Raw genomic sequence first — 5375 nt, forward strand, 5'->3', positions numbered from 1 at the left:
ATTACACCCATTTGTGAAAGTGGTTCACCTAATTTTGTTACTGCTTCAGAAAGTTCTTTAGTATTTTCTTTAGTTAAGTCAGTATATAGTTTATAATGTTTGTCATCAGTTTTATATTTATCTAATAGTTTATTAATTGTAGCAAATTTTTCAACTAAATCACTAGCTAATTTGCTATCTTTTTTCTCGATTAAAGGTTTAAAGATTTTGAAGATTTCTTCAGCACCCTCGATATTAGCTTTAAAGTCGTAAAGGTCAGTGTGAGAGTAGATTTCCTCTTCACCTGTGATTTTTTGTGTTGCAACTTCGTTAAGAAGGTCTACAGCTCCAGTGATCATAAGGTCTGGAGTAACTTCAACAGTAGCAACTTTAGCTTTTAATTCTTTAATATCTTTCACTAGTTGGTCTGCGTATTCTTCAGTACCTTTAGTAGTATTATTTTCCCACATAATCTTTTCTATTCTGTGGAATCCTCGCCATCCTTCTTCTGTTTTATTTTCTTCTAAGTAATCAGCAAGACGGAAGTCGATGTTTACGTCTAGTTCTCCAAAACTTTCAGCAATTGGCTCTGAACGTTCATATGCCATACGAATAACTGGGTATTGTTTTTTAGCTTCTTCAAGATTCCCGGCTTTAATAGTTTCAGCAAATTTTTCAGTGTCTTTAAGTAGTGTGTCTACCTGATTTTCAACAAATTTTTTGTACAGTTCAGTTGCCTGTTTAAGTTGTTCTTTTGTTCCTTTAGAAGTGTCTACTTGAGAAGATTTTGTCTCTTCTTTTTTATCAGTTTTAGCAGAACATCCGCTAATTACGATAGTTCCAGCCATTAATGCTAAAAATAATTTATTTTTCTTCATTATTAGTTATACTCTCTTTCAATTTTTATCTACTATAAATTATAATCATTATCAGTTAGAAAGTAAAGTGATAAGAAACAAATTTTTTAAAAAAGAAAAGTTTTAGTCAATTATTAAAAAAATTAATGATTTATTAAGTAGATTTTCTAGTGAAATAATCAAGAACTTGGTGTATACTATAGGTATAAATGTTTAAATAAAAATGATAAAGTAGGAGGAAAAATATGAGAAAGGGTATTGCTATATTTTCGAGTATTATCGTTGCTGTACTAATTTGCGCCACGGCTTATTATTTTATGTTTGGTGGTGGAAAGGATAACAAAGTAAAAGAGGAATATCAAAAATACGTTGATATGATTAATATTAATCACGATTTTGAAAGTGGATCTAAAGGTTTAGATACATTAACAACAGATGTTGCACAAAAAGTAATTCCAACTATTAAAACAGATATAAAAGTTGCAAAGGAAATCAGAAATACAGCTATTAGTCTTGAAGATAAAAAAATAAATGATGCTAAGGAAAGTATAGAAAAAGCTAAAAAACTGGATACTAACTCTAATTTTTCACCGGCAATTAATTGGTTAAGCTCTGATATTGATAATTATAAAAGAGCAGAAGATGAAATAAATAATCTTAAAACTGATTCTAATTTCAATAAGAATCTTTCTCAAGTATTAGAAAAATATAAATTTAATAATAGTAGTTTGAAACAATTACTAAATGATGCGGGAAGTAAGATTTTAGAGAAGGCTGAAGAAGTAGCGAAAAAAGAAAAAGAACTTGCTGAAAAAAGAGAACAAGAACGCAAAAAGAAAAGATCAGATGTTGATTTAGGTGGACCTAATCCTGCTTTATTAAATGATAGCAATTCATTACCAGCAGACGCAAAAGGTATAGGTGGTGCAATGGATGAAGAAGGAGCAAGGAAAATGAGTTCTGAGCTTGTTAATAGATATAAAGGATATCTTCTTAAAAAGTATGACGGAGAATCAATAGAATGGTCTACAAATGGTAAGAGCTTTAAAATTATTAAAGAAGATGGAAGTAAGCTTACTTTTACTACTCAAGCTCAGCTTTATAAAAAAGTTGGAAACAGATTGGTTTCTGGAGTGAATCTTAATAGTGAAGAAGGTTCTGAATTCTTATATAGAACGTAGAAATTAAATATCTCTAATAAAAGGAGAATTAAGGTTAGACAAAACCGTCTAACCTTGATTCTTCTTTTATATTTCTACTATATCTATATCTGCTCGTGTTTTATAAATAACGTCTTTACGTTCAATAAGAATAGTAGCTTTTTCTAATAGTTCTTTGTTTTCTTTAATTTTACTTAGTAATTCACGGCTTGGATTCATGGCAACAGGATTTCCTACACGTCTTAACATGTTATAGTCCCCATTTGTGTCACCATAGGCGTATGATTCATTGAGGTCGATATTATATTCTTCTACTAATTTATCAATCATTTTATTTTTACTATCTGCATCCCACATAGGAATTACTTCCCCTGTAAATTTTTCGTCTTTCATAATGTATTTACTACCAATAGCTAGAAATGCATGATGTTTTTTTCCCATTGCTTCAACTAAATAATCGGGACTTCCTGATATGAAAATAATTAAGTGACCATTTTTTTTATGTTGTTCTATGATATTTCTTGTAAATTTATATACACGATCTGCTTTTAGTTTCATTACTTGTTCAGTTGCAAAATCAATATATTTTTTATGAAGTCCTGTTATTGCATTAACATAGGCTTCAGAAACGCCAAATAGGTAGTTATCGTAGTCTTCAAATCTTTTATCCCAGTTGATATAGCTATCTTTAACTCCGTTTAACCAATATTTTTCATCTACAACTTCGTATTTTATTAATTTTTTAAAATGCTCTGTCATTAAAGAATCCCTATAGAGAGTTCCATCAATATCAAAAAACGCAGCTATCTTTTTATCTTTCATATTTTATCCTCCTGATTTTAAAATAATTATAATTATTTATAACTAAAGGCGAGAATAACTCGCCTTTAAAGTTTTAGAATTTAGTTGTATCAACAGAATCGATATATTTTTTTAGTTCTGGTACAATATTAGAAATAGTTCCATCTTTGAATGGATTTTCTAAGTTAGCTTCTTTTACTAATTCTAAGAAGGGTTTAGTTCCTCCTAATCTACATAAATGTAGGTATTCTTTCCATGCTTTTTCTCTATTTTCATTGGCTTTTTTCCAGAATTGGAACGCACAAACTTGAGCTAAAGTATAGTCAATGTAGTAGAATGGTGAACCGAATAAATGACCTTGTCTGTAGAAGAATAATCCTTCATCAAGTTCAGGAATATCTTCGTAATAACGAGATGGTAAGTATTTTCTCTCGATTTCTAACCATTTCATTCTACGCTCTTTTGGAGTTAGTTCTGGATTCTCATATACTTCGTGTTGGAATTCATCTACAGTAACACCGTATGGTAAGAATTTAATTGCTGTTGCCATGTGATAGTATTTGAATTTTTCAGTTTCTTCTTTAAAGAATAGGTTCATCCAAGGCCATGTTAAGAATTCCATGCTCATTGAGTGAATTTCGCAAGCTTCGTATGTTGGCCAAACATAATCTGGCATGTGATGTCTACTTTCAAAGACTTGGAAAGCATGTCCAGCTTCGTGAGTTAACACAGTAACATCATGAGGTGTCTGATTGAAGTTAGCGAAAATAAATGGTGCTTTGTAGTTTGGAATAAATGTACAGTAACCACCACCAGCTTTTCCTGGTTTTGTATCTAAATCTAGTAAATTATTTTCAGTCATAAATGTAAAGAATTCATTAGTTTCTGGTGATAATTCTCTATACATTGTTTTAGCATAGTCAACAAGTGTTGGACGATCTCCTTTTGGAGTAGGGTTACCTGATTTGAATGTTACACCTTCATCGTGGAATGAAAGTTTTTCAAGCCCTAGACGATTAGCTTGTGCTTTTTTAAGCTCTTCAACTACAGGTACGATTTCTTCAAAAATTTGTTTTCTGTAGTTTGCTACGTCTTTTGCATTATAATCAGTTCTACGCAAACGTAGGTAAGCAACTTCTACGAAGTTTTTAAAACCAAGTTTTTTTGCAATACGTGTACGTACTTTAATCATACGATCATAGATACTATCGTATTGTTCTAAGTTTTCTTTGAAGAATTTAGCTACGGCTTTACTTGCTAAATAACGAGTTTCACGATTAGCGTCTTGAGTATACTTAGCCATACCGCTTAAGTTGTGTTCTCCTCCATCAAATGGTATTTTAGCACTTGAAGTCAATTTAGTGTATTCTGAAGAAAGCTTGTTTTCTTCTTTTAAATCATCGATGATTTCATCACTAAATACTTTTAGAGAAGTTTCTATCAGATTGAAGTAATGTTCTCCAATTTCTTTTTTTAGATCTTCTTTAAATTTTGAATTGAACATTGCTTCATCAAATTTGCTGTAAAGAGAATCTAATTCAGGACCGAATTCATCCCAGAATTCTTGTTCAGCTTCATAAAATTGATCTGTAGTATCAATTGTTACACGAATTTCTGCTAGTTGTGCCATTGTACTTACATCATTACGAAGTTTATTATATTCATTGAAAACTGATAAAGTTTCTTTAACGTTACTTGCTGAAGTTAATTTTTCTCTTAATGTTTCTAATTGCTCTTTTATTTGATTTGTATTTGGTCTTGTATATTGGTAATTTTCAAAAGTCATATTAACCTCCTAGAAATTTTTATTCTAAATACTATCATAACATGAAATTAATAAAAACACAAAAATAAATTTCAGAAAATTTAAAAACAAAAATAGAAAATTACAGTGATATTTCGTGTAAAATAATACTACAAAAAAATTGTCGGATAGGAAACTTAGACCTTTGACATTCTGTGATATTTATGAAATAATTAAGTATATATTTAGATGCAAAAAATTTATTAGAAATAAAGGAGAAAAGAATTGATTACAACTAAAGATATTATTATAGATCCACATGTGACACTTAGAGCACGTGCAGAAGAAGTAAAAAGTCCAATCTCAGAAGAAGACAAAGAAATTTTACGTGGATTATTAGAATATGTTATTGCTTCACAGGATGATGAAAAGGCGGCAAAATTAGGATTAAAACCAGGAATAGGGTTAGCTGCACCACAAATAAACGTTTCAAAAAGAATGATTGCTGTGCACATTCCAGATGAAGAGTTTCCAGAAGATACAGTGTCTTATGCACTATATAATCCGAAAATTATCTCAAACTCAGCTGCAAAATGTTACTTGGCAGGTGGAGAGGGATGTCTATCTGTAGATAAAGAAATAAAAGGATATGTTCCTCGTTATTCAAAAATTAAAGTAGTAGGTTATAATGAAAATGATGAAAAAGTTACTTTAACTTTAACAGATTTACCGGCAATTTGTTTCCAACATGAGATTGATCACTTAAATGGAGTTATGTTCTACGATCATATTAATAAAGAAAATCCATTTGATGTACCAGCTGAATACGAAAAA

General features: G+C 30.4%; 5 protein-coding genes. 2 read left to right on the forward strand and 3 right to left on the reverse strand.

Annotated features, from left to right (window positions below; all coding sequences use genetic code 11):
* Window positions 1-857: iron uptake system protein EfeO (efeO, locus tag RWQ73_RS07490; protein WP_314407738.1), on the reverse strand; the 857-nt coding region annotated here is incomplete at its 3' end.
* 224 nt (window positions 858-1081) lie between these two features.
* Between efeO and RWQ73_RS07495 the strand changes: the two genes are divergently transcribed.
* Complete coding sequence (locus RWQ73_RS07495; RefSeq protein ID WP_314407739.1) at window positions 1082-2017, forward strand: hypothetical protein; 936 nt, start codon at window positions 1082-1084, stop codon at window positions 2015-2017.
* Window positions 2018-2083: 66 nt separating this feature from the next.
* Here RWQ73_RS07495 and RWQ73_RS07500 read toward each other — a convergent pair whose 3' ends face one another.
* Window positions 2084-2818 carry an HAD-IB family hydrolase gene (locus RWQ73_RS07500; RefSeq protein ID WP_314407740.1) on the reverse strand — a complete coding sequence of 245 codons (735 nt, stop codon included), beginning with the start codon at window positions 2816-2818 and terminating at the stop codon, window positions 2084-2086.
* Window positions 2819-2891: 73 nt separating this feature from the next.
* Window positions 2892-4583, reverse strand: a complete 1692-nt coding sequence (locus RWQ73_RS07505; RefSeq protein ID WP_314407741.1) for a M3 family oligoendopeptidase — start codon at window positions 4581-4583, stop codon at window positions 2892-2894.
* Window positions 4584-4826: 243 nt separating this feature from the next.
* On the opposite strand from RWQ73_RS07505, the gene def reads away from it, so the two are divergent.
* On the forward strand, window positions 4827-5375 hold a 549-nt coding region (gene def, locus RWQ73_RS07510), incomplete at its 3' end, for a peptide deformylase (RefSeq protein ID WP_314407742.1).

This window comes from uncultured Gemella sp., from assembly GCF_963525875.1.
GTDB lineage: Bacteria > Bacillota > Bacilli > Staphylococcales > Gemellaceae > Gemella.